22 protein-coding genes are annotated in these 25,008 nt (G+C 45.3%); 6 read left to right on the top strand and 16 right to left on the bottom strand.

Annotation, left to right across the window (positions count from 1 at the left end):
- Nucleotides 1-26: 26 nt before the first annotated feature.
- A complete protein-coding gene (locus AAEU32_RS05100; RefSeq protein WP_421969450.1) occupies nt 27-317 on the bottom strand; it encodes a DUF3630 family protein in 291 nt (96 codons plus the stop codon).
- A 48-nt stretch (nt 318-365) separates the two neighbouring features.
- Here AAEU32_RS05100 and AAEU32_RS05095 point away from each other — a divergent pair, with 48 nt between their 5' ends.
- Entirely contained in the window at nt 366-653 is a 288-nt protein-coding gene (locus AAEU32_RS05095) for a c-type cytochrome (RefSeq protein ID WP_421969449.1), read from the top strand.
- Here the strand turns inward: AAEU32_RS05095 and recQ are convergent.
- Nucleotides 635-2,452, bottom strand: a complete 1,818-nt coding sequence (gene recQ / locus AAEU32_RS05090) for a DNA helicase RecQ (protein ID WP_421969448.1) — start codon at nt 2,450-2,452, stop codon at nt 635-637. The two genes, AAEU32_RS05095 and recQ, sit on opposite strands and share 19 nt — an antisense overlap.
- A 122-nt stretch (nt 2,453-2,574) precedes the next feature.
- Here recQ and AAEU32_RS05085 point away from each other — a divergent pair, with 122 nt between their 5' ends.
- Entirely contained in the window at nt 2,575-3,027 is a 453-nt protein-coding gene (locus AAEU32_RS05085) for a thioesterase family protein (RefSeq protein WP_421969447.1), read from the top strand.
- Between the two features lie 92 nt (nt 3,028-3,119).
- Nucleotides 3,120-4,016, top strand: a complete 897-nt coding sequence (gene rarD / locus AAEU32_RS05080; protein WP_421969446.1) for an EamA family transporter RarD — start codon at nt 3,120-3,122, stop codon at nt 4,014-4,016.
- Here rarD and AAEU32_RS05075 read toward each other — a convergent pair.
- Both AAEU32_RS05075 and maoP read right to left on the bottom strand, forming a co-directional pair.
- Entirely contained in the window at nt 3,991-5,244 is a 1,254-nt protein-coding gene (locus AAEU32_RS05075) for a GGDEF domain-containing response regulator (protein WP_421969445.1), read from the bottom strand. The two genes, rarD and AAEU32_RS05075, sit on opposite strands and share 26 nt — an antisense overlap.
- A gap of 80 nt (nt 5,245-5,324) precedes the next feature.
- A complete protein-coding gene (gene maoP, locus AAEU32_RS05070; protein WP_421969444.1) occupies nt 5,325-5,699 on the bottom strand; it encodes a DUF413 domain-containing protein in 375 nt (124 codons plus the stop codon).
- 94 nt (nt 5,700-5,793) lie between these two features.
- On the opposite strand from maoP, the gene AAEU32_RS05065 reads away from it, so the two are divergent.
- Both AAEU32_RS05065 and AAEU32_RS05060 read left to right on the top strand, forming a co-directional pair.
- Nucleotides 5,794-6,666, top strand: coding sequence for a LysR family transcriptional regulator (locus AAEU32_RS05065; RefSeq protein WP_421969443.1), 873 nt, complete (start codon nt 5,794-5,796; stop codon nt 6,664-6,666).
- Between the two features lie 139 nt (nt 6,667-6,805).
- Nucleotides 6,806-7,732, top strand: coding sequence for a porin (locus tag AAEU32_RS05060; RefSeq protein ID WP_421969442.1), 927 nt, complete (start codon nt 6,806-6,808; stop codon nt 7,730-7,732).
- Nucleotides 7,733-7,776: 44 nt separating this feature from the next.
- On the opposite strand, the gene recG is transcribed toward AAEU32_RS05060, so the two are convergent.
- The 3 genes from recG to asnC form a co-directional block, all read right to left on the bottom strand.
- Entirely contained in the window at nt 7,777-9,852 is a 2,076-nt protein-coding gene (recG, locus tag AAEU32_RS05055) for an ATP-dependent DNA helicase RecG (RefSeq protein WP_421969441.1), read from the bottom strand.
- A gap of 101 nt (nt 9,853-9,953) precedes the next feature.
- Complete coding sequence (gene trmH, locus AAEU32_RS05050; RefSeq protein ID WP_421969440.1) at nt 9,954-10,649, bottom strand: tRNA (guanosine(18)-2'-O)-methyltransferase TrmH; 696 nt, start codon at nt 10,647-10,649, stop codon at nt 9,954-9,956.
- 49 nt (nt 10,650-10,698) lie between these two features.
- Complete coding sequence (asnC, locus tag AAEU32_RS05045) at nt 10,699-11,157, bottom strand: transcriptional regulator AsnC (protein WP_421969439.1); 459 nt, start codon at nt 11,155-11,157, stop codon at nt 10,699-10,701.
- 157 nt (nt 11,158-11,314) lie between these two features.
- On the opposite strand from asnC, the gene asnA reads away from it, so the two are divergent.
- Entirely contained in the window at nt 11,315-12,307 is a 993-nt protein-coding gene (gene asnA / locus AAEU32_RS05040) for an aspartate--ammonia ligase (protein WP_421969438.1), read from the top strand.
- A 115-nt stretch (nt 12,308-12,422) separates the two neighbouring features.
- On the opposite strand, the gene AAEU32_RS05035 is transcribed toward asnA, so the two are convergent.
- The 9 genes from AAEU32_RS05035 to AAEU32_RS04995 form a co-directional block, all read right to left on the bottom strand.
- Nucleotides 12,423-14,042, bottom strand: coding sequence for a flagellar assembly protein A (locus AAEU32_RS05035; RefSeq protein WP_421969437.1), 1,620 nt, complete (start codon nt 14,040-14,042; stop codon nt 12,423-12,425).
- A gap of 105 nt (nt 14,043-14,147) precedes the next feature.
- On the bottom strand, nt 14,148-14,540 hold the full coding sequence (locus AAEU32_RS05030; protein ID WP_347393729.1) for a RidA family protein: 393 nt from the start codon (nt 14,538-14,540) through the stop codon (nt 14,148-14,150).
- A gap of 8 nt (nt 14,541-14,548) precedes the next feature.
- The gene (gene spoT / locus AAEU32_RS05025; RefSeq protein ID WP_421969436.1) at nt 14,549-16,654 is read right to left on the bottom strand and encodes a bifunctional GTP diphosphokinase/guanosine-3',5'-bis pyrophosphate 3'-pyrophosphohydrolase; all 2,106 of its coding nucleotides are present in this window, start codon (nt 16,652-16,654) and stop codon (nt 14,549-14,551) included.
- A 117-nt stretch (nt 16,655-16,771) separates the two neighbouring features.
- Entirely contained in the window at nt 16,772-17,047 is a 276-nt protein-coding gene (gene rpoZ / locus AAEU32_RS05020; protein ID WP_421969435.1) for a DNA-directed RNA polymerase subunit omega, read from the bottom strand.
- A 77-nt stretch (nt 17,048-17,124) separates the two neighbouring features.
- A complete protein-coding gene (gene gmk / locus AAEU32_RS05015) occupies nt 17,125-17,745 on the bottom strand; it encodes a guanylate kinase (protein WP_421969434.1) in 621 nt (206 codons plus the stop codon).
- 63 nt (nt 17,746-17,808) lie between these two features.
- On the bottom strand, nt 17,809-18,771 hold the full coding sequence (locus tag AAEU32_RS05010) for a sensor domain-containing diguanylate cyclase (protein WP_421969433.1): 963 nt from the start codon (nt 18,769-18,771) through the stop codon (nt 17,809-17,811).
- Nucleotides 18,772-19,032: 261 nt separating this feature from the next.
- Nucleotides 19,033-20,934 carry a family 16 glycosylhydrolase gene (locus tag AAEU32_RS05005; protein ID WP_421969432.1) on the bottom strand — a complete coding sequence of 634 codons (1,902 nt, stop codon included), beginning with the start codon at nt 20,932-20,934 and terminating at the stop codon, nt 19,033-19,035.
- A gap of 311 nt (nt 20,935-21,245) precedes the next feature.
- On the bottom strand, nt 21,246-23,861 hold the full coding sequence (locus AAEU32_RS05000) for a hypothetical protein (protein WP_421969431.1): 2,616 nt from the start codon (nt 23,859-23,861) through the stop codon (nt 21,246-21,248).
- A complete protein-coding gene (locus AAEU32_RS04995) occupies nt 23,861-24,466 on the bottom strand; it encodes a hypothetical protein (RefSeq protein ID WP_421969430.1) in 606 nt (201 codons plus the stop codon). Before AAEU32_RS04995 ends, AAEU32_RS05000 begins: the two co-directional genes overlap by 1 nt.
- Nucleotides 24,467-25,008 lie beyond the last annotated feature (542 nt).

The raw sequence follows: 25,008 nt of genomic DNA, 5'->3' as shown, positions 1-25,008 counted from the left end.
TTATCTTAAGTCTACTGTACATCGAATCATCTTTCCCTTAAATACCTAGATAATTTTTCGAGCAATTGTTGCGACTCAACACCGCTGGGCGCTATCCAAATATTGTCACCATAATATTCATAGTGCAGCTCAAAAGGCTGTTGTTGGAAATAGAAGCGTTGCATATGTCTGTCTGCACCTTGCTCAAAATCGCCAAGCGTTATATCGTTTTTAGCAAGGAAAATGCTGCTCCAAAAGTCAAACTCGTCAGCATCCGGCATTACATCGGGTGTAATAATGATGATGAAATGATCTCGGTCTAGACTTAAGGTAGTCACGTTAATTAACTCTCTATGTTTATGAAATATATATATTTAGTTTTTGTTTTGCTGGCTTTTCCCAGCCTTGCAAATGAGCAGCTCGCAAAACGATGTCAAAGTTGTCACGGTTTAGATGGCATTGCCACCGCTGACAACACACCGCACTTGAAAGGGCAGCACCGTGCCTATTTACGCCAGCAGTTAATGGATTATAAAACACGAAAACGCCGGCACGGAATAATGTCAGCGATGGCCGCGACGTTGACTCAGCAAGAAATCGATCAACTTGCGAATTATTACGGAGTCGCTCACCGCTCAGAACAAGGTGATGAGACTCATTCCGCTGACAAATAATTACGGATGAGTGTCATAAATGCACCGCCGTACTTAGTGAGTTTGGTAAAGCCTACCCCCGATACCTTTAAGAACTCGGTGTCATTGGTTGGCATTAGCTGCGCCATCTCCGCAAGCGTACGGTCATTGAATACCACATAAGGTGGTACATCATCCTCGTCAGCTAGCTGCTTTCTTAACGCCCGCAGCTTAGCAAAGAGCTTTTTGTCATAGTTAAATTGAGCAAGCTTATCTTGATAAACATGCTTGGCCTGTAGACGAGGCTCAGCAAGTTTGAGCTGATATTCACCCTTTAATACGGGTCGCGCAGCTTCTGTGAGTCGCAGTACTGAACCTTGCGTGATGTCTTGATGCAGCAGCCCATGATGCACAAGTTGACGTAAAATGCTTAGCCAATACTCACTGCTGTGATCTTTGCCAATGCCATAGGTACTGAGATTATGATGATCCATATCGCGAATACGTTGCGTGTTGGCTCCGCGCAAGACCTCAACAATGTAACCTAAACCAAAACGCTGACCCGCGCGATAGACGCAGGATAATGCTTGCTGTGCCACAGTGGTACCGTCAAATTGCTGCGGTGGATTAAGGCAGATATCACAGTTACCGCATGACTCTCGTTGGTATTCACTAAAATAATTAAGCAAAATTTGGCGACGGCAAGTTTGTGCTTGGGCAAAGTTTGCCATGGCATTGAAGCGTTGCTCTTCTACGAGGCGACGCTGCTCATCGTCAATGTCTTCAAAAAAACGGCGTACTCGCGGGATGTCAGCAGGGTCAAAATACATAATTGCTTCTGCAGCTAAACCATCGCGCCCAGCGCGGCCAGTTTCTTGATAGTAAGACTCGATGTTTTTAGGAATGTCGTAATGCACCACAAAGCGCACATTGGGCTTATTGATACCCATGCCAAAGGCGACAGTAGCAACGACAATTTGAATGTCATCTTTGGCGAATGCATTATGCACAAAATGGCGCGAGTCATTGGTCATTCCGGCATGGTAACCCGCGACATTGAACCCGGATTCACTGAGCTTTTGCGCAAGATCGTCAACGCGTTTTCGACTTGTGCAGTAAATAATGCCACTTTGCCCACTTTGACTGCGTAAGTAGCGCAAAAGCTGGGTAAAGGGTTTGAACTTCTCTTCAAGCGTATAGCGAATATTGGGCCGATCAAAACTGCCAATATGTACATGCGGCGAGCGCAGTCCTAACTGATTTACGATATCCACTCGGGTTGCGCTATCTGCGGTAGCGGTCAGCGCCATCATTGGTACGTGTGCAAAGCGCTGCTTTAGTTCGCGTAAGCGAAAGTAGTGAGGGCGAAAATCATGACCCCAATGCGACACACAATGGGCCTCATCAACGGCAATTAAACTCAATTGCAAATGGCTTAGACGTTCCAAAAACTCATATTGCAGCGCTTTTTCAGGGGCCACATATAAGAGCTTTATTTGGCCGTCATGCAATTGTTGATAGACGAGGTGCTGCTGTTGTGGTGTGAGCGAATTATTGATATACGCAGCTTTGACGCCTTGTGCATTAAGTTGGGCAACTTGATCTTGCATCAAGGATATCAATGGCGAGATTACTAGGGTAACGCCATTTAGGAGCAAAGCAGGCACCTGATAACATAGAGATTTACCACCGCCAGTAGGCATTAAAACCAGCGCATCTTGAGCCCCCAACACAGCATTAATAACTTGCTGTTGGCCCTCTCTGAATTGGCTGTAACCAAAAACCTGCTGCAAAATTTGCTCAGGTGTTTGCTCGTTAAATAATGCGGATACACTGCTCATGGCGGGCTATTTTAGAGGCTTTTGTTGGCCTTGTCTGCACTTGATAACATAAACCGACGGACTTTGCGTTAAAACAAATATCAGGCTAGGATTGACTCATCTTACCAGTTCACTGTGACATTATGGACAAAGCACTCGCATATCAGCAATTAGCCCACGTATTTACCAAAATGCCCTTTAATATATTGCTTAATATTTCGATTATCGAACTTAGCGGTGATACCGCGAAAATATCTATGCCTTGGAGTGAGCAATTAGTTGGCAATCCACAACAGCGTATTTTGCATGGTGGGGTAATTTCTACGTTGCTCGATACCGTTGGTGGGTTACTCGCGGCGGCTTCGGTAGTAGATAAAACTACTGATGAGCAACAGCATACATTAATGAGTCGACTCTCGACGTTGGGCACAATCGACTTGCGTACTGATTATTTGCGACCCGGCAAAGGAGAGCGCTTTAGTGCGAGTGCGGTGCTTATTCGTTCTGGCAACAAGGTGTGCGTATGCCGCATGGAATTGCACAATGACCAAGGCGTCCAAATCGCGTTTGGCACTGGTACCTACTTGGTGGGATGAGGCAAAAATAAGCGCGACTTTCGCCTTATAAGCACATACTTGCACTATAAATTGATATAAAATAGCGTTTTATGTCTATGTGATTTTCGTTTATGTCATCTGATCCACAAGCTAAAAAAGGCATGTTATTCGCTGCTTTGGCTTTTATGATGTGGGGCGTTGCGCCTGTTTATTTCAAGCAATTACTACAGGTTCCCGCTCTTGAAATTCTCGCACATCGCGTTATTTGGTCCGTACTATTTCTCGTTGTTATTGTCGGCATTATGCATCAGTGGCATAAAGTAAGATTTGTGCTGAGCAACCCCAAATACCTTGCCATGTTGGTGCTAAGCGCCTCGTTACTGGGCTTTAACTGGGGGTTGTTTATCTGGGCTGTCAATAATGACCATATGCTTGATGCCAGCTTAGGCTACTACATTAATCCGTTGCTTAATGTGTTGTTGGGCGTGACCTTTTTAAGTGAGCGATTACGTAAATGGCAAATGATCGCTGTGGCTCTGGCCGCAAGTGGCGTGGTTATTCAAGTGGTGAGCTTTGGTTCATTTCCTACCGTGGCTTTTGCACTTGCTGGCTCGTTCGCGATTTACGGCCTTATTCGTAAGAAAATGCCAGTAGAGTCATTGCCAGGTTTGCTATTAGAAGCCTTGATACTTCTGCCTGCCGCTTTGCTTTATTGGTGGCTATCTACGCCAACTAGCAGCTCAAACATGATGATGAATGATATCGAGTTGAATGTGCTGTTGGTCAGTGCAGGCGTAGTCACAACGCTCCCCTTGTTATGCTTTACCGCTGCAGCCAAACGCCTACAGTACAGTACGCTGGGCTTTTTTCAGTACATCGGCCCGAGTTTAATGTTTATGCTTGCAGTGGTGTTTTATGGCGAGATATTCGATATGGAGCGGGTCGTGACGTTTGTCTGTATTTGGAGTGCGTTGGTGATATTTAGCTGGGATTCCTGGCGTTTTAGCCGTCGTCAACGCAACGCTTAACAATTTGGTCTCTGCCTTTAGATTTGGCCTCGTATAGCGCATTGTCGGCATGGCAAAGCAGTAAATCGAGGTCATATTTATGGGCTTCAACGACTCCTACAGACACACTCAGTGAAATTTGATGGCCATTGAACTCAAAAGGGTGATCTCTGAGATCTGCACAAAACTCAACAAGTCTACCCATCGCCATCTTGATATCTTCACCTTTGAATAGCAAAGCGAATTCTTCCCCTCCTAAGCGAGCTATCAATTGCGAGTCAAAGTACTCTTTGAAAAGTCCGGTGAAATACTTAAGCGCCGCATCACCCCCTTCATGGCCATAGGTATCGTTGATGCGCTTAAAGTTGTCTAAATCCAGCATGGCCAAGCACACATTGCGCTCATGCTTGGCAAACTTGGTAATTAATTTCTCACCGCTGTGGAAAAAGTAACGACGGTTTGCAAGCTCGGTAAGGTAATCTAAATTAGCTTGCTGGCGAATAATCTCGAACTGTTCCAATAAATCAATATTCTGATTTACACGGCAATAAAACTCTTCTTCATTGAATGGTTTGTGCAAGAAGTCATTAGCTCCATTTTTCAAAAAACGGCTACTTAAGCGCAAATTGTTGGAGCTAGAAATGCCGATGACTATTTTATCTTCCGGAGAGTATCGCTCGCGGATAATTGCACACAGTTCAGCACCATCCATGCGAGGCATTTCATTGTCGGTGATGATCATGCGAATATCTTCGTGCTTTTGCAGCTGTTCAAGGGCTTCAACACCATCTATTGCTGTAATAACTTGGTAGTGTTGACGTTTGAGAAGTGTAATCATGTACTCTCGCGAGGAGCGCGAGTCATCCACCACTAATACCTTGGTTTTCTCGTTTCGAGGAAGACTCGCCAGTCGTTTGGCTAGGTAATGGTAAGATTGATGGTTTTCTTTTGTGATGTATTCGACGATCGGTTTTTGGTTTACCTTGGTGTGAACGTCGTCGTTCATCTGTGCGGTCATGACAATGCAGGGGATGTTTTTACTGAGCACAAAATCGATGGCCTCGCCATTGTGTGCGTCGGGTAAAACAAAATCAACGACAGCGCAGTAGTAGTTGTTATCTTCGGTTAATGATTTTGCTTGGGCGAGGGATGTGGCAACGTCCACTTGATAGCCAGCACGTTGGGCTATAAGCGTCTGCAATCTGGCGATTGTCGGGGTGTCCTCAACTAAGAGCAGCCTTCTAGCCATGATACCCTTGGGATTTTTACTCGATAATTAAGAGTAATCTCAAGGGTATCTTTTTGGCAAGTCGCTGACGTGTTATTTTTTTAATCGAGGTCGTCAGTGTCTATTTCAACTTCTACCTCAGGTGCATCGAAGCTGCGTTTACGACCAAATAAAGTGAAGAAACGCGCTTTACTGGTAGTGAGTTTGAGGTATTTTATCCAAGCACTTTCAATTGGGTTAATGGGTGTAGACTGCCCATTTGTTGCAGCTACAAAATGTGCTTGGGTATCGTTGCTTGGTTCCACAGTCTTTTCTTGCAACGCCTTCAACAAACGGCCATGATTCTCTAATATTTCAGATTCCAGCAGAGTGAAATTACCACTACGGCTAAAGCCACGAGGAAACTTTTCATCGTTATAGAACTTATGGTCGCATGGGAATGCTTTACGTAATTCGACAAGTTGATTGGCCGTCATAGCTGACTCCTTTTTACAAGAGATTTCGGCTGGAGTATGGTACAGAAGCATCGTTTTATTAAACAAAAAATTTTTATCGTGAGGATAAAATTGAGTGGATATTGATTTATTGAAAACCTTTATCGAAGTGGCCAGTACTCGCCACTTCGGTCGTGCAGCTGAAAACCTTTACATTACGCAGTCTGCGGTGAGTTTTCGTATTCGCCAATTAGAGCAAAGTTTGGGTGTGAATTTGTTCTTGCGCCAGCGCAATAATATTCAACTTACGCCACCGGGAGAGCGCTTGCTTCCCCATGCCAAAATGATTGTCACAGGCGTCCAGCGGGCAAAGCAAGATGTCGCATTAGCAGATAACATGCGCCGCCAATTGATGCTAACTGGAACCGCTAATATTTGGGATGCGTTTTTACAAACGGGAATTGCCAATGTCGTGTCGGCAATGCCGGGTATCTCTTTGGTGGCGGAAGTGAAAAACCAACAAGAAAGCACCCGCTTATTGTTAGAGAGAACACTGGATTTAGCCGTCTTGTTCGACTTACCCAAAGTAGATGAGTTGTGTGTTGAGCAAATTTGCACATTGGATATTATTCCGCTGTCCAGTTATGCCGATGCCACAGCAGAGAGCTTTTTTGACAATCAGTATGTGTTTGTTGATTGGGGGACGGCGTTTTCGCTGTGGCATGCTCGTCACTTTACTAACGCACCACCACCATACTTTCGCACCAGTACCGGGCGAATTGCGCTTGAGTTGATATTACGCTGCGGAGGAAGTGCTTTTGTGCCACGAGTGCAGGCGCAGCAATACCTTGATTCTGGCGAGTTATTTTTAGTTGAAGGGGTGCCGCAAACATCTCGCGACATCTTTATCGCATTCCACAAAGACAATGAACAGAAGGATCTCATTGAAAAACTACAGCACCAACTACAGCTCTTGGGTGATGAATTTTCCTCAAATACAACAAATTGAATGTTTTTGACTATAGTTAATGCGCGTAAATGACAGTTAATTTACGAAAAAATGTCAGTTGTCATATTACTGTAATTTATTGCTGTCATAGTGCACGCAACTAATTTGATGTTGTGATTTTTTAACTGAGGAAACAACTATGAAATTTGCTCCTTCTGCGTTAGTAGCAGCGATTATTTCTGGCTTATCATTCAATGCAATTGCTGACACTAGCATTTACGGTAAAGCAAATGTGACTATGCAGTCTTCTGATGAAGGTGAAGGTTCATTCACTGAAATTAAAAGCAACGCTTCACGCTTGGGTTTCAAAGGTTCAGAGAAGCTTTCTGATAGCCTAGACGTAGTTTACAAACTTGAGTTTCAAGTTGATGTAACAGACGCAGACTCAAAAGGTGATGATGACAACATTACTGCACGTAACCAGTATGTTGGTCTTAAAGGCAATTTTGGTCAGGTAGTTGTTGGTCGTAACGATACTGCTCTTAAGCAAGCACAAGGTAAAGTTGACTTATTCAGCGACCTTGAGGCGGATATCAAGAGCATCTTCAAAGGTGAAAACCGTCTTGGTAACACTGTTACTTATACATCTAATAGCTTCAACGATTTCAAAGTAATCGCTACTTACATTGCTGAAGACAGCACTGATGGCGAAAACGGTTACTCAGTAGCGCTTACATATGGTGACACTGGCCTTAAGAAATCAAAAGTGTTTGCATCAATTGCAGCTGACAGTGATGTGAAAGGCTATGACATCGTTCGTGCAACAGTACAAACTAAACTTGCTGGTGTTAAGCTAGGCGCGATGTACCAAACTCAAGAGCCTGCGCAAGGTGGTGACGACGCTGATGGCTTTATGGTTAGCGCATCATACGCTATCGACAAAACAGTACTTAAAGCTCAGTACCAAACAATGGACTTCTCAGGTGAAGACCGTTCAGGTATCACAGCGGGTGTGGACTACAAGTTCAACAAGAACACTAAGCTGTTCGGTTTCTACACTAAATTTGATAACGACGCGCAAGACGACAAAGATTACCTAGGCGTTGGTATTGAATACAAGTTCTAACCCCTACTGGTTAGCGATAAAAAAACCCGCAGTTGCGGGTTTTTTTATGCCTGAGCATATGAAGAGCGCTCACCAAGCCAACGCGAGCACAGTGCTTGTGCTGCATCTGGATGCTCAATAAGGATACGTTTAGCAATGGGACGCAATTGCCCGACAATGGCTTTATCGCGTTCTAAATCTGCGACTTTAAAATCGGCCATGCCCGTTTGCTTGGTACCAAGCACCTCACCAGGTCCACGAATTTCTAAGTCGCGTTCGGCAATGACGAAACCATCGTTACTGTCGCGCAATACACCTAAGCGCATTTGCGCGGTGTGTGACAAAGGCGCGTGATACAACAAAACACAGTGCGAGGCCGCTGCGCCACGACCTACACGTCCCCGCAATTGGTGCAGTTGAGCAAGACCTAATCGCTCGGGGTTTTCAATGATAATTAAGCTGGCGTTGGGCACATCCACACCTACTTCAATGACCGTGGTTGCAACCAATACATCAATGTTACCTTGCTTGAATTGGCTCATTACTTCTTGTTTTTCATCGGCCTTGAGGCGTCCATGGACCAACCCTACACGCAACTGGGGCAAGCGCTCGCTGAGCTCTTCAGAGGTCAATTGGGCCGCCTGACATTGCAGCGCATCTGATTCATCAATTAAGGTGCACACCCAATATACTTGTCGGCCTTGTTCTTTAACGGCGTTGTAAACCCGTTGAATGACTTCATCCCTGCGGGTGTCAGCAATCGCGACGGTAGTCACAGGGGTTCGCCCTGGCGGTAACTCGTCGATGATTGATGTTTCTAAATCGGCATAAGCGGTCATGGCCAGAGTCCGAGGAATTGGCGTGGCAGTCATTACTAGTTGATGTGGATAACAATCGCCAAAACGTCCCTTTTCACGAAGCGACAAGCGTTGATGGACGCCGAAGCGGTGTTGTTCATCGATAATGATAAGCGCAAGGTTCTTAAACTCTACTTGGTCTTGAAACAGAGCATGCGTGCCGATGATCATTTGTGCTTGACCACTGGCAATCATGCCGAGCGCCAACTCCCTTGCTTTGCCCTTGGTTTTTCCGCCAAGGAGCACGACATCAATACCAAGCGCATCAAACCAGCGGCTAAAATTGAGGGCATGTTGCTCTGCGAGGATTTCTGTGGGCGCCATCAGCGCCACTTGATAGCCAGCCGATATGGCACACAGAGCACTCAACGCTGCGACTAGGGTTTTGCCTGAGCCAACATCGCCTTGTACTAAGCGCATCATGGGGAGGGGTTGTTGCATATCTGCTTTAATTTCGGCCACAACACGCTGTTGCGCTGTTGTGGGCTTAAAACCAAGCCCCTGTAAAAATGGTTGCTCCAAGGTGTGGTTTGGCGCCAAGGATACCGCATGATGAGCTTGGGCTTTTTGCCTCAATGCCAGCAGACTTAGGTTATGTGCGAGTAACTCTTCGAAGGCGAGGCGCTGTTGTGCAGGGTGCTCGCCAAGCTCCAGCATACTCATATCCGCATCGACCGGTGGTTCGTGAATAAAGCGAATGGCGTCATTCAAGGCCCAGCCTGCCGGTCGGTAATTTGCCGGAACAAGCTCTTCTATCGGGGCGCGATTGAGTACAGCCAGTGCTTGAGCCACCAAACTACGAATAGACAGCTGCTTGAGTCCTTCCGTGGTTGGATATATCGCGCTGAGGTGACTTTGCTCGGGAAGTGCTTGTGCATCGTCACTAATGCTGTACTCAGGATGAGCCATTTCATAGCCGACTTTGCCTCGGCGCACTTCGCCAAAACAGCGCATTACTTTGCCCGGTTGCATGGCATTTTTTTGTGCCGCGGAAAAGTTGAAAAAGCGTAGGGTGAGTCTGCCACTGCCATCATTGAGTTGGCATATCAGCATGCGTTTACGACCAAAGGTAATCGAGGCGTTTTCGATGTGGGCTTGCACGCAGACATGGGTGTGTGGCAGCAGCTCGTTGATTGGCACAATGCGGGTTCTATCTTCGTAGCGCAAAGGCAGATGAAAGAGCATATCTTGCACTGATGTAATGCCAAGCTTGCTAAGACGCTCGGCCATTTTCGGGCCAACGCCTTTGAGGTCGGTGATGGGGTAAGTGTTGAGGCTTGGCAAATGATAGATCCTTCAATCAGTATTGAATTAAGTGTACTGATTGAAGGGGTTTACTTTCAAGTATTTAGGGGATGTTTGTGCCTGAGGCTGTGGTAATAGCCTTACTTTTTGCGCTTATAACGCAGGGTGTCCCAAAACACTTCATCAGCAATAATTTCACCTTCGTCATCCAAAGGTGGGTAAGCGAGTCCTTTTTCTTTGCATTGATGGGCGATGATGGGGTGACAACCTTCAAACAACAAGGTGTGTTTGATGTCGGCGTCGAGCATATCGCGCTCATATAAACCTTTGGCTTCACGTTGGCGCTGAGCTTCGTACAAAATAAGCGCTGCAGCGACCGATACATTTAACGACTGCACCATGCCTTGCATAGGAATAACGATGTGTTTATCGGCGTGAGCAAGGGCTTTATCAGAAATGCCGTCACGTTCTTGACCAACAATAAATGCGGTAGGGAGGGTATAGTCGATATCACGATAATCAACCGCTTCATCAGACAGATTAGTCGCTAATAATTGCACACCGGGGATTTGCGCTCTGATGTTGGCGACGGCGGCATCAATGTCATCATGCATATGGGTTTCCACCCAGTTTTTACTGCCACCCGAGGTGTTGTTCGTTAATCGACGTTGTTCTTTTGGCCATACTGCATGAACGTGATGACAGCCTACAGCATCAGCAGTGCGCACAATCGCAGAAAGATTATGATGCTTGTGAACTTCATCCAGACAAACCGTAAGATCAGTTTGTCTTCTGTCTAATACCTGTTTTACTCGGTGATAACGCTTTTGAGTCATGGCCTAATCATGTCGCAATAAAAATTGCCGCGATTATACGTCAATGTCGTTACGGGGTCACACTGCGATTGATTGGGTTTTGCAAGGAGATCAGAGTTTCGGTTGACTGGATTGCGTCAATGGCTTGAATTTTATTAATAAGTACATCTTGAAGGTGCTCAATAGAGCGCGCCATCACTTTTATAAATATGCTGTAGTTACCTGTGGTGTAGTAGGCTTCAACCACTTCTTCTAGGGTGCGCAGTTGCTCCAAGGTGCGTGGGTAGTCTCGAGCATTGTTGAGATTAATACCAATAAAACAACACACATCATAACCCAACCGTTTGGCGTCAACGCTTACTTTCGTGCCGGTGATCACGCCTGCTTGTCGCATCTTCTCAATGCGCACATGAATGGTGCCTGCGCTCACTGCAAATTGCTTAGCTAATTCGGCATAGGGAGTGCGCGCATTGTTCATTAACGCCCCAAGTATGGATTTGTCGAGATTATCGAATCGATAATTTGTCATAGTAAAAACACCTAATTATTAGTTTTTATCTAATTATTGACAGTTATATTGATTTTTATTTTTAAGTAAAGGTCTTTTTATTAAATGGTATTGAATGGTTTTTGTGTTGAGGTATGGTTTATACAACAAAACAACAGCAGCAATGGGAGTGAGGACCATGAGCACAGAGTATATTCAATGCCAGAGGCAAATAAGCGCAGTTAAACAGGAGTTTTCGTTGCAACTGGAGCGCGCACTGAATCTTGTTGAAGTACAAGCACCGATTTTGACCCAAGTGGGTGATGGCACTCAGGATGATTTAAGTGGTTATGAGCAAGCAGTTGCAGTGCAAGTAAAAACTCTGCCGCAGCAACAATATGAAGTTGTGCACTCGCTTGCCAAATGGAAGCGACAAACACTGGGTGAATATGGTTTTGATGTTGGTACTGGGTTGTATACGCATATGAAAGCGCTGCGCCCTGACGAGGATAAGCTTAGCCCTATCCACTCTGTATATGTCGATCAATGGGATTGGGAAAAGGTGATATGCGAGCGCACAGAGCGCAGCTTGGCAACGCTTAAGCAGACTGTGCGACAGATTTACGCAGCCATTAAGGCTACTGAACGCTATGTAGCCGAGCATTTTTCGATATCACCTAAACTCGCAGAGGATATTCACTTTGTCCATGCTGAGACATTGCGTCAGCAATACCCAGATTTGAGTGCCAAGGAGCGTGAACGCGAAGTGTGCAAGCGCTTTGGTGCGGTGTTTTTAATAGGGATAGGTGCCCCATTGGCAGATGGCAAGCGTCATGATGTTCGCGCTCCTGATTATGATGATTGGTCGAGTTGTGGTGAAGATGGTTTGCCAGGGCTCAATGGCGATATATTAGTGTGGAACACGGTGCTTGAAGATGCATTTGAGATTTCATCTATGGGTATTCGGGTTTGTCCACAGTCGTTATTGACTCAGCTGCACATCAACGAACAAGGCCACAAAGCTGAGCAAAAGTGGCATCAGTCTTTATTGGCAAAAGAGTTGCCTCAAACAATAGGCGGGGGAATAGGTCAGTCGCGTCTTGCTATGTTGCTATTACAGAAGAAGCACATTGGCCAAGTGCAGGTAAGTGTATGGCCAGCTGACGTAAAGCAAAGTGCGGCATTGTTGTAATACCAATCAACGCAGATAGCACATGTATGCTGATTGGTATAACGCCTCTAAATAACAAAACGGCACAGCAATGTTGGTCATTGGTGTGCCGTTTTTTATTATGTATACAGTTGTGCTAATTGGTTTTAAATTCGACTTCAATTTTGCTCTTTTCTAACTTAACCGAGCAAGGCGGATAAGGTCGTGCCGTTTTTAATAGTTTGTCGAAAAATCGTATTTCTACACCAGGATTAAGTTTTTGGTGAGCAACGATTTCGGCACCCGATAGCAAATCATTGAGCGTATTTTCTAGTTTTTTTAGATTGGTCTCTAAATCATCAGCTTGCTGGATCAGTGATAACTGAGTTTGCCCAATTTTATCAATGAGTTGCTTTTTCTTTTCGGCATCTTGGATGGATTCAGCTTTCTCTAGCGCGTCTTGCAATGACAGTAGTTTTTCATCGGTGTACGACAGTTGTTCGACACAGGCGTCATTGTCTGCGGTGATGTCTGCTCCTCGAGACACCATATTAACCCGCATTTTCGCGCCAGAATCACTGCCAATTTCACCTGCTTCTAAGCGCAGAGCGTCCACCACCTCACCACCGAATAAGATGCCATTAGGTTTTTCTACCTTACCCACGATAATGCTGTTTTGCGCTTTTAGCTGACAGTGGCTTGCTTGTCGGTCGACAAAAATATCGGTGGCATCAAGATATACATATTGCGCGTGGCTAATGTAAATATTGCCCCCGGCATTGATTTGACAGGTCAAGTCGCGGGTCTCATCTTGATGATTAGGGTGTCCAAATGCGCCTTGTTTAATAGTGATGTCACCTGTGGCATTTAAAATAGCCGACTCCACCGTGCCCATCACACTGATGTCGCCTTTGGCGGTGATACGCATGTTTGGGGAGACAGTTTGCGTTACTAGCACTGAACCATCAAAATCAATATGACCACTTTTTACATTGACTTCCGCAATAGTGAAGATGTCATCAACCCGCATGCCATTGCCAGCTTCCACAGGGACGCCCTCTAAGGTAGCGATGAGTTGGTTTGGATTTTGAGGATTGATTTGGGTGCCTTCACCAGCAACCATGTGAATTTGTTCACCTGCTTTGGCTTCAATGACATCCCCAGTTACGGTAAAACCGTCTGTGCCTGAGGTGGCTGGCTTTAGCGTCATTAGCAGCGCGCCAGGTTTGACGCTGGCTAGTTTACCAAAGTCGCGCATATCCACAGTGCCATCTTCGCGGCGCTTGGGTTGGTTGATGCGATCACGCAGGGTTTGCGTTTCTTTGATGAGCTCGCTGGGTTGACCTTCAATAGGAAGGCGGCCCTTTGCAAGTGTGCCTTTTACAGCACTTCCCGCCGGTAATTCTAATTGTTGTTTTAGTAGTTTTTCTAATAGTGCTTGCTGGTAACCGCGGCGTACTCCTGCTTTAACAATGGCCTTCTTACCATCTTCTAAGCTCAGCATGTTGCCGCCTTGGGCCGTAACCAAACGGCCAACCGCCACCATTTTGTCTTCACTAATGGTCACTTCTAACGTTGCGTCAACTTTTTTGGCAACAACGATTGTTGGGCCAGTTTCTTCGCCACTGTAATACTTATCAATATGTTCCTCATCCACTTGGCATTCGGCAAATTCTGAATTTTTCAGTGCTTCTATGAGCAGTGCCTTTGATGCTGGCGCGGGTGATTGCGATGAAATATTGAAAAGTATGTTGCCGTTGTGGGCTAATTTAAACACTAATAATTCCTTGCGAGCACACGACTTATATATGCGTGACACTACTTTATGAGATTTGCAAGGAGATTGGAAGCAGGGTAGTAAAAACTACCCCATACAGGTACATTAGTTGGTTGAAGGCAATTCCATGATGCCGTCGATTTCAACCTGAGAGCCTTTTGGTAACTCTTTAACCCCGATTGCTGCGCGCGCTGGATAAGGGGTCTTGAAGTATTGACTCATAATTTCATTCACTGTGGCGAAATTACTCAGGTCAGTAAGGAAAATGTTTACCTTGACCATGTCTTGTAATTCACCACCGGCAGCTTTACACACAGCTGTTAAGTTCTTGAATACTTGGTGTGTTTGTTCGGCAAAGTCATCCGACACCATTTCCATGGTGCTTGGCACCAAAGGAATTTGTCCTGACAAATATACCGCAGTACCTACTTTTACCGCTTGGTTATATGTACCGATTGCTGATGGTGCTTCATCGGTAGAGATAATGATCTTATTCATGTTTTTCCTTATTTCTTACGATATACCCGTTGTACATCTGGCATCACACGAATGCGGCGCATGATGTTCGCGACGTGAACACGGTCTTTGACGGTTACGCCCAGGTCTATAACGTAGAGGTTACTTTCTTTTTCATCGGTCGCCAGCTCAACAATGTTGGCCCCTGTCGATGCGACGAGGCTAGTCAGCTTGGCTAAGGCGCCCTGATGGTTAATAATTTCCACCCTAAGGGTTGAGATATACTCTTTGTCCGACTTATCTTCCCATTTCACTACGAAGTACTTAGAAGATTCGTTTTGCCAACCGCGAATATTCTTACATTCATGGCGGTGCACAGTCAGGCCTTTACCTTGGCTTACGTAGGCAACGATGTCATCTCCTGGAACCGGACGACAACATTTTGAGTAATTCACCAACATGCCTTCGGTACCAATAATCGCTGCCTTTGCTGATTTAGCTAGGGCGTCTAAATCGGCATCATCGCCTTGCAGTAGGCGTTTGGCAACGAGAATGCTCATGATATTGCCACAGCCAATTTCAATGAGTAATTCATCAATGGTGGTGACTTTATGCTCATCGAGTACACGCAACACGGTTTCTTGAGTGCAGTCATCAAGTTTGTGCTCACCCAAAGCTGAATCTAACAGACGGCGACCGAGTTGCAATGCCTCTTCTTGGCGTTGGTTTTTAAGGTAGTTACGCACGCAAAGGCGCGCTTTAGCGGTAACAATAAAGTTCAACCAGGTGGCATTAGGGTGTGCACCTGAGCTGGTAATCACTTCAATGGTTTGCCCTGTATCTAGCGCTTTACTCAAAGGGTAAGGTTTGCGGTTCACACGGGCGCCAACACAGGTGTTGCCAACATCAGTGTGCACAGCATAGGCAAAGTCTACGGCCGTCGCTCCCATAGGGAGCTCAACAATGCGTCCATCTGGGGTGAAGACGTAAATTTCTTCAGGAAATAGATCGGTCTTAACGTTCTCAACAAATTCGAAAGATGAACCTGCACTTTGTTGCAGCTCGAGTAGGCTTTGCATCCACTGTCTGGCGCGTTGTTGTGCCGTATGCCCTGAATTATCACCAGATTTTTTATACATCCAGTGTGCTGCAACCCCTTTGTCGGCCATGTGATCCATATCTAATGTGCGAATTTGAATTTCCACAGGGATCCCGTGTGGGCCTACCAACGAGGTATGCAAAGATTGATAGCCATTGGTTTTTGGCACGGCAATATAGTCTTTAAAGCGTGTTTCAATAGGCTTGTACAGGTTGTGAGCAACACCGAGTACGCGATAACAGGTATCCATGCTATCAACGACAATGCGAAATGCGTAAATGTCCATGACTTCATTGAACATGAGTTCTTTGTTGAGCATTTTGCGGTAGATACTGTAGAGGTGTTTTTCGCGCCCAGACACTTGCGCTTGGATACCCGTTTCGCTTAAGCGTGACTCAATCTCAGTTTGGATATTACTGATGATTTCTTTACGGTTTCCGCGCGCCTTGGCAACCTGTGATTTCAATGCGCGATACCGCATTGGGTAGAGTGCTTGGAAACCTAAATCTTCAAGCTCATTCTTAATATCATGGATACCTAAGCGGTTAGCGATAGGGGCAAAAATGTCGAGCGTTTCACGCGCAATACGGCGGCGCTTTTCAGGCCTTAACGCGCCCAAAGTACGCATATTGTGCGTTCTATCGGCCAGTTTAATGAGGATGACGCGGATGTCTTGCGTCATCGCCATGATCATTTTGCGGTAGTTTTCAGCTTGAAATTCACGCTGATCTTTAAAGCCGAGTTTGTCGAGCTTACTTACCCCTTCCACTAACTCAGCCACTGTTTCGCCAAAGATGTCGGCGAGGTCTTGCTGAGAAAAATCAGTGTCTTCAATCACATCATGCATCAACGCTGCCATGAGGGTTTCGTGATCGAGCCTCATATTCGCGAGGATTTGTGTTACTTCGACAGGGTGGGTGATGTAAGGTTCGCCACTCGAGCGAAATTGTCCTTCGTGGGCTTCTCTGGCCACAACATAGGCTTTTTGCACCAGCGCTACATCGTCAGCGGGTAGGTACTCAGAGATTTTTTTCTTTAGTCCTTCAAATAGGTACATTCACGCTCCAGAGACTTCGAGGCGATATTGATAATTAAGATTGAATATACGATGAAAAGAGAGGAAAGCCAACGGCTACAAGGAAATTGCAGCCGTTTAGTGAGCAACTAGCAATGCTTATTGGTTACCACCAACAATTGCAGCTACCGCAGCCATTTCAGCTGCTTCTTGATTTTGTTGCTCTTGGCGCTCAATTGCATCAAGCGTATCAGCGGTAATGTGGCCTCTCTCGATTTCACGAAGTGCGATAACCGTAGGCTTGTCGTTTTCCACCTCAACCATAGGGTCTTTACCGCCTACTGCGATCTGGCGTGCACGACGTGCCGCGACAAGGATCAGGTCAAAACGGTTGCCAATTTTATCTACTGCATCTTCAACAGTTACGCGAGCCATGCTTCACTCCAAAATTTAGTTCTGTAAACGCGTAGTTTACTTCAACACCTGCTCTAGGCCAATAGGCCATGAGCGTTTTATTTTAATAGTTCGCTGATTAGTGCGCTGTGTTTGATTTTTTGGGTATTCAAACTTAAACGCGTTGCCTTGACGATGGTCTCAATTTCATTGAGTGCAGTGTTGAAGTCATCATTCACCACAACATAATCGTACTCGTCATAATGAGAGCTCTCAGATTGGGCTTTTTCCATGCGAGAGGCAATGACCTCTGCTGAGTCTTGGCCGCGGTTTGTTAATCTGCTTTGCAGCTCATCTTTGGATGGTGGCAGAATAAAAATGGTGGTTACATCTGGGGCTAAGTCACGCACCTGACGGGCACCTTGCCAATCGATATCCAAAAATACATCTATGCCATTTTCAAGCTGTTGCTCAATAGCCGCTTTTGATGTGCCGTAGTAGTTATCAAATACTTGCGCCCATTCAAAGAAGTCATCATTAGCGATGAGTTCCTTGAACGATTCAGGGGTTACGAAATGATAGTGCACGCCATTTTGCTCCCCAGGGCGCGGGGCGCGGGTGGTGTGCGATACTGAAACTTGCATATCCGTATGTTTTTCTAAAAGCGCATTAATAAGGCTTGATTTTCCAGCACCTGACGGGGCGGACAGGATAAACAAATTACCACGAACTTGGCTCATGACATCTCTCTAAATTAGGACCAAACAATCAGCGCGACAGTATAGCTGATTTAGTGGCTCGGGTTAACCTTGACTGTCGTTGCTTTTTTGTGCTTTTTGCGAATACATTTTTTTGTCAGCACACAGTAATAGAGTATCAAGGCTGTGGGCTTGATCAGTCATTGTTGAGCCCCAGCTGTAGGCTAGTTTATGATCATGGTTGCTATTGTAGGCATCAACAGCCTGTTGCAATCTATCAAGTACATAGTGCAGTTCGCTCTCGGTAGTATTTGTCAATAATACGACAAACTCATCACCACCTAATCGCGCAAATACATCTGAGGTGCGAAATGAACGACTCATAATTTGTGCGAAAGCGATGAGTACTTCATCCCCAACCGCATGTCCTAAGGTATCATTAATTTGTTTGAAGCCGTCCAAGTCGAAAAAAAGTAGACACGCAGTTTGCTGTTCCCGTTCACAGTGCGCTAGAGCTTGTTGTGCTAGCTGCATAAAGCCGCGTCGGTTACTAATATTTGTAAGCTCGTCTATCGTGCTTAATGTTGTTGCTTTGAACTCCTGTTCAACTAATGACGCCAACTCTTGCAACATGGCGGTATCTTCATCACAAATTTCACGGGGCTGGGAATCAATTAGGCATAAGGTGCCAATTTTGTGATTACTTGGGGCGCGCAGTGCACATCCAGCATAGAAACGGATATTGGGGTAATTGGTAACCAGTGGTGTGTGGGCAAATCGCTCGTCCTGCAGAGTGTTGGCAACGACCAAAGGAGCATCTTCGGTAATTGCGCATGCACACAGGGATTCAGAGCGAGGAGCCTCTTTTACATCAAGCCCTTGAATTGATTTGAACCATAGCCTGTCAGCATCAACCAAAGTGATGAGCACTGTTGGTACGCCAAACATGCGTTTAGCGATACGTGTAATACGGTCAAAGCGCTCTTCAGCTGGTGTGTCGAGCAGTTGCAAAAGTTGTAATGCTTCTAAACGTGCTTTCTCATCATATGAGAGGTTGTGTCCACTCATGGCGCCTCTTTAAACCATTATCACTGTTGACGCACTCAAGAAAAACGTAAACGAGCGTGTTCCAGCGGTAAAACTTAGACTGAATAAAATGCCAATTCTGCGCATGTATTAAACAAAATTGGTTTAAGTCCTCAAAGCTTAGTCGAGATGTTGGCAGTGTGCGTATTTACCTAAATGCTAAAAAGGTGAGTGACAAAGAAAATGTGCCTACGTAAGCGCAGGCACATGGTGGGTGGGAAGGTTATTTATGGATTACATTAGTTATTGGCACAACCCTGTACTCGCTTGCGCGTTGTGCGTTAGCTCTCCATTTATACTGGTAACACAGAAGTTCACAGTGACCCCGCCACTCAGTGTACTGCTGGTTTGCAACTGTGCTTGACCGTTAGCATCTGTTACCGCGCTCGCAGATTCTGCCCAAGAGCCAGAAAAGTCGCCTGTTACGGTTACGTTAGCAGCTGGTTGGCCCACATTGTCTAGTACAGTAACGGTTGCTGTGCCTAGTTTTTGTCCTCGTCCGGCGCCTTGGGTGCCTGTTGTTACACCCGCTACATACATTTCTGTCGCAACTTCTTGTTGTGAGCCACCTTTTGCGTAGATAGCGAAGTTATCTAGGAAGTAGGTGTCACCGTTAAAGCTGTTAGGGTCAATCAGTACAATCACACTGTCTACGTCGAGATCTGTGGTCATACCGTCGATTCTATCTTCCAGTTTGAATTTAAGACGTTGCCAACCTGAATCCGAAGTAGTGTGTGCAACATATTTAGAGTGACGACCCGTTGGGTAGTTCGTTGCTGTTGCAGTACTGCTATTTTCAAGTTGCACAAGGATTTCTGTACCAATAGGGGCAGAGGTCAGTACATCTAAATAAAAGGCTTTGTCGCCTGTTATAAATGGCGCAGCAGTGACGATATCAGTCGTATCCGCTGCAATTACATCCCACTGTGAGCCCGCGTCGCGAACGTACTCAGCAACGTTTGCTGAATCATTAACAGCATCAGGGGCTGGGTTGGCAATGCTTTGAGTGAATGTACCTGTCCATTGGCTGTAGGTGACTGATTCAGGACCTTCAAAATCATCAAATACCACCTCTGATTGTTGCACTGGCGCGACATGCACATCCATGGCAACGGTTGAAGTGCCGCAGCTATTGTTGATGGTTGCACTCACTGCACCACTTTGGGTGCCCCAGTTAACGGTGATTGAGTTACCTGTTGACGTATCACCTGTGGGAGTTGTCCAGCTGTAACTTGAACCTGTACCCGCTTCATCAATGATGGTATACGTTGCGCTGCTGTTGGGCTCAACAATATGTTCACCTGTTAATGATGGCTGACCAAAGTCATATACACGCACGTAGTCAACTTCCATGGTTTGTGGCAGCATGCTGTTATCAACCGCACCACCAATGCTACCGCCAACAGCTAGGTTAAGTAGGAAGTGGTATTTATTCTGTTCGAACGTCCAATAGGCTTCGTCGCTTAAATCACTTGGGCGTTTTACTGAATAAAGGATGTCATCCACATACCAGCGAATTTCGTTGGGTTCCCATTCAATTGCATATTCGTGGAAGCCGTCAGACCATGCGTCAGGTTGTTTAATGATGCGACCACTGGTCCATTCGTTGTCTGGATAAGGTTGACCATAGTGAATGGTACCAAAGGCAATCATATCAGCTTGACCAGTCGCTTCGAGGATATCGATTTCACCACTTTGCGGCCAACCTACTGCTGGATCGGTTGGTAGCATCCAAAACGCAGGCCACATGCCTGTGCCATTTGGTAATTTAATTCGTGCTTCAAAGCGGCCATTTGTCCATTCACCGCCGTTAGGCATGTTTGCAGTACGGATACGACCTGACGTGTATTGTTTTGCTTGTACACGCTGCTTTTTAGCCGTGATCGTTAAAACGCCATTTGCAACGCCAACGTTGTCGGCCTGATATGACTGCAGCTCATTGTTACCCCAGCCACAAATTCCGTAACTACAGCCATCACCAAGCATGATCTCCCATTTTGAGGTATCTAGTGAATTGCCATCGAATTCGTCGGCCCATACAGGGGTTGGGTTTTGGCAACTTTGTGCAAAGCTACCTGAGGCTGTAAATAATGCACTGATTGCCAAGCTGGTGGCAGTGAGTGTTGTTGCTTTTGTTTTCTGCATAGTGTGTTTCTCTCACAGCGTTGTTCTTGTAGGAGATCCCTCAATTCGATTATGAAATCAAAAATGTAAGCGCTTACATTTTTCTCCATAAAAAAAGCACATAAAGCTTATGGCTGAGTCCTGTTAAATACTACACTTGATATTTTCAAGTATTTAACAAAGTAGCAACAAAAAAGGTGTTTGCAAAGGGAAAATTACCAAAAGTAGGGAATGTTCAGGTGAACGCAAAATTTTGACTCGGGTAAGTGATTGTTTAAACGAAAAAAGGCCCGATAACGGGCCTTTAAAGTTAACAACAAATAGGAGAGCTATTAGTATTTATCTTCTAAGTGCTCACAGCGACCGAACTCAGCGCCCGCTTTTACTGCTGCGATTACTTGTTTAGGGAAGCTCAGCTCTTGGTTAGTACCATCTTTACAAACAAAAGCTTTGTTTGCATCGATTTCGATACTGACGATTGCACCCGCTAAACCAGCCATCATTTCTGAACCATTGCCGCTCATTGCGAACCAGTTATCTGTTAGTAGGTTTTTCGCTTCAACAACGCCTTGGCGAGCAAAGAATTCGCTAGCAGTCATCCAGCCTAGACCTTCCATGTAGATGGCACTGCCGCCATTGTAGCGTGCTGTGAATACTGACAAGTCTTCGTTTGCATCAAGAGGAAGCATGCTAGGAACACCCACAATCGATGCAATGTATTCATGGCTTAGGTTATATGGTGCTTCACAGTAGTTTACAAAGCGTTGGACGTATGGAATATCATCACACCAGCGCATGCTACCTAAATCTACAACTTCATCGGTAGTTGTATTCCACATTTTCACGCCGTCGTACTTACGGTAGCGGCCTTCGCCCACCATTGTATTAAACACAACGTGCTCACCATCATGGCTCATTACAGATCTGTCACGTGCGCCAAACATAGTATTGATGTCGTGTAGTTCACCATCAACCCAAGCTACAAGGCCTTGAGAGTTACCAGTACCCACAATGACATTGCCTTCACCTGAGATAGCATCTGCACGTAACCATGCTTCAATGCGCTCGCCATTGATTAGTACTTCTTGACGAGAGCCGTAACGAGCTGGAACAAACTCTATACCATCAACAATAGGCGTTACTTTACCTGAGCCAGTATCCCATACTGCTGGTACACCGTACGAAGCCGCACCTCGGCCGATTTCACACTCATGTGTGCCATCGTTAGGTTGGCGATACGTACCGACAATATGTTTACCTTCAGCATCCATATCCCAAATTGAGTGAGAGCTAATACCTTGCTGGCTTGATAACGTACACGTACCGTTACTTGGGTCTTCAAGAGCGGTTAATTTACCTGAGCGAAGGTCCCACACAGCACCTTGGCCAACGCCATCGTTGTCCATGTCTGCGATAACAGCTGCTTTGGTTGCTGTTTTGTTCATTGCTGCAGTGGTTGAGCTAAGGTTTGGTAGGCCATCATCGCCAACCATTGTAGTAAATGTGTTTTGAACACTGTCATAAAGGAAAGGTAGACCACCACCGGTTACACCCAGTGCTTTTTTACCGTTCTTAGCGTGTTCAGTAACAAATGCTTGAATAAGCGGCGTGTACTGAATACCGTCGGTATAACCGTTGAAGTACATTTCAACTTCTTTAGTTTCACCGCCAGCGACAACAATTTCAGTTAGGTCACACGCGTTATCCGTTGCTGGAGAAGTGCTTTCGTTAGCATTCCAGTACTCAGATTCAGATAACAGGGCTGTGGGTGAAGTTGGGTAACCGCCCGCACGGATCGGTTCCATATATAGAGCGTAGCGACCACCTGGAGTGAGACCATTGATAGTAAATGAACCATCAGGACCAATTAGACCTTGGGTCATGTTACCAGATTGCTGTGTAATTACATCGTACATTGGGTTATCCAAGTTACGTGCAATCATATTCATACCTGAATATTCAACACCTTCTTTGGTGTACAGCTTACCTTTAATGCTACCGTAAGTGGTTTTGTAATCAGCTGTTGGGTACAGGTCTGAAATATTTACGATGTCGTCACGAACGTTTACTGTGCCTTGCTCAATACCTTCGTTACCACGCACGTTGATGAAAGGGAACATGGTTTCGATGCCGTCAGCTGGAGCTTGATTGCGGCCAGTGTACGTTGTTGTGCTAGGACAACCAGGAACACCATCGTACGCAGGTGACCATGGTCTTGCGATGTAGGTGAAGTGGCCGTTAGCTTGAGAGTGAGACATGTTCATTGCGTGACCGAATTCGTGGGTAAATACGCCCTGAACCATTTTGCCTTCGGTGTCATTGATATCGATGTACCAACCGTTCATTAGTGCGGTAGCTTCAAGGATTTCACCTGTTTCTTCATTCGCCCACTCAGGGAATGCGATACCCAGAACTTGGCTACGAGGAATACCGAAGAACTCTTCTAAAATCGCGCCATCGGTGTCGTAGTTCACCCAAAAACCGTAACCGTTTTCAGCGCCATAGATTTGATCTACGTTTGATGCGTTTACATCAGCGATACCCGTTTGGCTTTCAATCGTACCAGCAATAGTCATATCAAGCGTTGATGTTTCAACATTTGACCATTGTGCTATAGCATCTGCGGTTACAGCATTAGCCTGAGCGATTGTTAAAAATGTATAGTCGCGATCTAGTGCTACGTACTTTGGCAGTACTGTACCGTCTGGCAATGTGATATCACGATTGAATGTTGTGCCTTTTTCTAGCACGGTGAATGATTGAACGTCGTTGCCATTTTTATCTTTAATTAGTTTGCCGCCGTCAGTCCAAACAGGGATCGGACCATTTGAGGTGTCCCATTTGTATGGCTGCATCGTGTCTTCGTGGATGTATAGTGGACCACCTGCTAATGCACCAGCTGAAAGCGTAGCCAGTGCAATGCTTGCTGCGAGTTTTGTGAATTTCATTATTGTTGTACTCCTGCAAGTTTACCTACCAAGTTCAAAAACACGTCAACATCTACAGCGCCTGAGGTTGTCAGTAAATTACGCTCTTCGTCTGTAAGATTTGAAGTATCCATATCCTCGAAAAGACCGTTGTTTGCAAACTGATTAACAACTTTACCGTTGCTAATAACGAACTTGCCTTGGGCCATACCTGCGGTAGTTTGGAAACCTGTGATAGATGCAGGTTTGTACATAAATGCAACGACACTTTCGCCTTCGTTCCATTTAGCAAATCCTTCAGGAGTAACACCTAAGTACACTTTGCCATTTCCCATTGAACGAGGCTTAAGTAGGCCAAATTGGCGGAAAGTGTATGTTGAATCTTCCTGTAATTTACCTTTCGCGTCGCTATCTACTTTGATAGTGATTTCAGTGTAAGGACGCTTGTTGTCAAAACCATCTGTTACTTTAATTACTTCACCAGCAATGATGTTCTGAGAGGCGGCCGTTAGCTGCTCTAGATTTTGCTTTTTAAGCTTCATTGCGTTGGCTGAAGTTGCTAGGGACAAACCTGCTGCAACTGTCAGGGCAATCGACGCTTTTTTGAGCATTGATTTTGCACTCATTGGAAATTCTCCGTAGATGTTTAGTTATGTTTTTTACTATTGATTAACAATTTCAACATTTTCTAGTCTTAACATTTACGGTTAATATTCAATCTATTGTGTGTACACTTTTGTAGCGCTGGGGTATGTGGTTGATATTTAGGTACTTGATGTGGCGGGTTTGAAATGGGTAAATCTATCCTTTTCAGTTGTTTATGGGTGTTTTTGTTGGTTTTTATTAGAGTTTTTATTCAATTTTTCGTTGGTTTTTTATTTTTTTGCATTAGTTGGGTACAGGATGTGCGGGGTTATTTTATGCGTTTAAGGTGGTTTTGATAGGCTTTGTAGAAAAAATTATCCTTCGGTGCATATGGGTAAACTGGCGCTTTAGGTATGCTCAAAATCAGTTTTCGAGCTCAAAAAATATTCGGTTGTTTTGTTTTTGTTAATTTTTTCTGGTTGGAGATGATACAGGCATAAAGGCTCTCTCTAATGAGGCTGTATGCATCTTTTTTTGTTACTTCTAGCTGAAGTGCCAACATATAAATGAAGGGTGATGACTT

Source organism: Pseudoalteromonas maris (assembly GCF_049257235.1).
Taxonomy (GTDB): domain Bacteria; phylum Pseudomonadota; class Gammaproteobacteria; order Enterobacterales; family Alteromonadaceae; genus Pseudoalteromonas.
This window is presented reverse-complemented; position numbering and strand designations above follow the sequence as displayed.

Bases quoted from the DNA above. Each gene is read 5' to 3' on its own strand.
- recQ (WP_421969448.1), bottom strand. From the start codon at position 2,452: ATGAGCAGTGTATCCGCATTATTTAACGAGCAAACACCTGAGCAAATT.
- AAEU32_RS05085 (WP_421969447.1), top strand. From the start codon at position 2,575: ATGGACAAAGCACTCGCATATCAGCAATTAGCCCACGTATTTACCAAA.
- rarD (WP_421969446.1), top strand. From the start codon at position 3,120: ATGTCATCTGATCCACAAGCTAAAAAAGGCATGTTATTCGCTGCTTTG.
- AAEU32_RS05075 (WP_421969445.1), bottom strand. From the start codon at position 5,244: ATGGCTAGAAGGCTGCTCTTAGTTGAGGACACCCCGACAATCGCCAGA.
- maoP (WP_421969444.1), bottom strand. From the start codon at position 5,699: ATGACGGCCAATCAACTTGTCGAATTACGTAAAGCATTCCCATGCGAC.
- AAEU32_RS05060 (WP_421969442.1), top strand. From the start codon at position 6,806: ATGAAATTTGCTCCTTCTGCGTTAGTAGCAGCGATTATTTCTGGCTTA.
- trmH (WP_421969440.1), bottom strand. From the start codon at position 10,649: ATGACTCAAAAGCGTTATCACCGAGTAAAACAGGTATTAGACAGAAGA.
- asnC (WP_421969439.1), bottom strand. From the start codon at position 11,157: ATGACAAATTATCGATTCGATAATCTCGACAAATCCATACTTGGGGCG.
- asnA (WP_421969438.1), top strand. From the start codon at position 11,315: ATGAGCACAGAGTATATTCAATGCCAGAGGCAAATAAGCGCAGTTAAA.
- AAEU32_RS05030 (WP_347393729.1), bottom strand. From the start codon at position 14,540: ATGAATAAGATCATTATCTCTACCGATGAAGCACCATCAGCAATCGGT.
- spoT (WP_421969436.1), bottom strand. From the start codon at position 16,654: ATGTACCTATTTGAAGGACTAAAGAAAAAAATCTCTGAGTACCTACCC.
- rpoZ (WP_421969435.1), bottom strand. From the start codon at position 17,047: ATGGCTCGCGTAACTGTTGAAGATGCAGTAGATAAAATTGGCAACCGT.
- gmk (WP_421969434.1), bottom strand. From the start codon at position 17,745: ATGAGCCAAGTTCGTGGTAATTTGTTTATCCTGTCCGCCCCGTCAGGT.
- AAEU32_RS05010 (WP_421969433.1), bottom strand. From the start codon at position 18,771: ATGAGTGGACACAACCTCTCATATGATGAGAAAGCACGTTTAGAAGCA.
- AAEU32_RS05005 (WP_421969432.1), bottom strand. From the start codon at position 20,934: ATGCAGAAAACAAAAGCAACAACACTCACTGCCACCAGCTTGGCAATC.
- AAEU32_RS05000 (WP_421969431.1), bottom strand. From the start codon at position 23,861: ATGAAATTCACAAAACTCGCAGCAAGCATTGCACTGGCTACGCTTTCA.
- AAEU32_RS04995 (WP_421969430.1), bottom strand. From the start codon at position 24,466: ATGAGTGCAAAATCAATGCTCAAAAAAGCGTCGATTGCCCTGACAGTT.